Annotated in this window: 2 protein-coding genes; both read right to left on the bottom strand. The window is 75.6% G+C overall.

Annotated features, from left to right (window positions below; genetic code table 11):
* Positions 1-6 precede the first annotated feature (6 nt).
* Positions 7-753 carry a FadR/GntR family transcriptional regulator gene (locus ETD96_RS43695; RefSeq protein ID WP_138642339.1) on the bottom strand — a complete coding sequence of 249 codons (747 nt, stop codon included), beginning with the start codon at positions 751-753 and terminating at the stop codon, positions 7-9.
* A gap of 34 nt (positions 754-787) precedes the next feature.
* On the bottom strand, positions 788-1,805 hold a 1,018-nt coding region (locus tag ETD96_RS43690), incomplete at its 5' end, for an alpha/beta hydrolase (protein WP_205719764.1).

Raw genomic sequence — 1,805 nt, 5'->3', positions numbered from 1 at the left:
GCCCGCTCAGGCGAGCCGCTGCTCGATCACGTGCTTGATGTCGGTGAGGTGGGACCGCATGAGCGCCTCGGCGTCCCGCTCGGCGCCCGCCTCGATGGCGGCGAGGATCGTGGTGTGCTCCTCGAAGTCGCGGACGCGGTCGTCGAAGATCCGCTGTATCTCGCGCTGCTCGGACGCGTGCACCGTGAGCAGCGAGTCGATGACCTCGCAGAGCACGGAGTTGCCCGCGAGGCCCGCGACCTCGCTGTGGAAGCTCATGTTGGCCTTGTGGAGGCGGGCCTCCGCGTCGGACGCGGGCGAGCCGTGCTGGGCGGTCGCGTCCCGGCCGGCGGGTTCGCCGCCGCGCAGGTCCGCGCCCGCCTGGTCGAGGATGGCGCGGAGCAGCTCGACGTCGGCGGGCCCGGCCAGCCGGGCCGCGCGGCCGGCCAGCGGCGGCTCGATGAGCAGCCGGGCGTCCAGCAGCTGGAGCAGCCGGCCGGCCTCCAGCTCCCCGACGTTGGGGTTGGGGATGACCACGCGTTCGAGGTCGGCGCCCACGTAGATCCCCGAGCCGTGCCGGAGCTGGACCGCACCGGTCGCCTCCAGCCGGCGCAGCGCCTCGCGCAGCGTCGGCGTGGTCACCGCGAAGCGCTGGGACAGCTCCCGCGCGGACGGCAGCCGGTCGCCGGGGCGCAGTCCGTCCGCCCTGATCAGCTCCAGCATCCGCGCGGTGAGCGCGTCCGCCAGGCTCGGCCGGGCCACATCCTGTGCCATCGCCACCTCGTTCCCCAGAAGTAAAGTCATCTAATCACTTAGCGACTGGCCATGTCCACCCCTCCGGAGAGGCTCCGGAGAGGCATCGCCGCAGGACCGCGCGCTGCTCCTCGAACGCGAGCCGCCCCAGCCGCGCCGACATGATGCCGTCGAAGCCGTGGCACGCGCCCGGCACATGGTGAAGCTCGGTGGGGACGCCCGCGACGATCAGCCGGTGCGCGTAGCCGAGCCCCTCGTCCCGCAGCGGGTCGTACTCGGCGACGAGGACGTAGGCGCGCGGCAGTCCGGCCAGGTCGGCGGCGCGGGCCGGCGCCGCGTAGGCGGGGACGTCCGCGCCGCCCGCCGCCCGCCCGCCGAGGTAGTGCCGCCACATGTGGCCGACGTCGGCCCGGTTGAACAGCGGCGGCTCGGTGAACGCCCGCATCGACGGCGTCTCCATCCGGTCGTCCAGGACGGGGTAGAGCAGCATCTGGAAGACCAGCGGCGGGCCGGCCTCGTCCCGCGCGCGCAGCGCCACCGCGGCGGCCAGCGCGCCGCCCGCGCTCCCGCCGCCGACCGCGACCCGCCGCGGGTCGCCGCCGAACTCGGCCGCGTGCGCGTGCGCCCAGACCGTCGCGGCGTAGCAGTCGTCGAACCCGGCCGGGAACGGGTGCTCGGGCGCGAGCCGGTAGTCGACCGACACGACGGCGATGCCGTCCTCGCCGGCGAACGCCAGGCAGCGGTCGTGCTCGTTGTCGAGCCCGCCGGTGACGAACCCGCCGCCGTGGAAGTACACGAGGACCGGCGCCGGGTGCGGCGCCCCACGCGGCCGGTAGATGCGGACGGGCACGGGCGGCGCGCCGGGCGGGCCGGGGATCGTCCGGTCCGCGACGTCCGCCCCCTCGGCGGTGGTGGGACGGGCCAGCGCGGAGACCAGGTCGCGCATCGCGGCGCGGGCCTCGGCCGGATCCGCCAGGCCGACGTAGGGCATGCCGTCGAACGCGGCGGCGAGTTCGGCGTCCAGGGTCATGGTGCGGACCTCCTGGTGGGTGGACGGGCACGCTGGTGGGGGG

This window comes from Actinomadura geliboluensis (assembly GCF_005889745.1).
In the GTDB taxonomy this organism is placed as follows: Bacteria; Actinomycetota; Actinomycetes; order Streptosporangiales; family Streptosporangiaceae; genus Spirillospora; species Spirillospora geliboluensis.
Note: the sequence above shows the minus strand (reverse complement) of the source record. Positions and strands in the feature narration are given on the sequence as shown.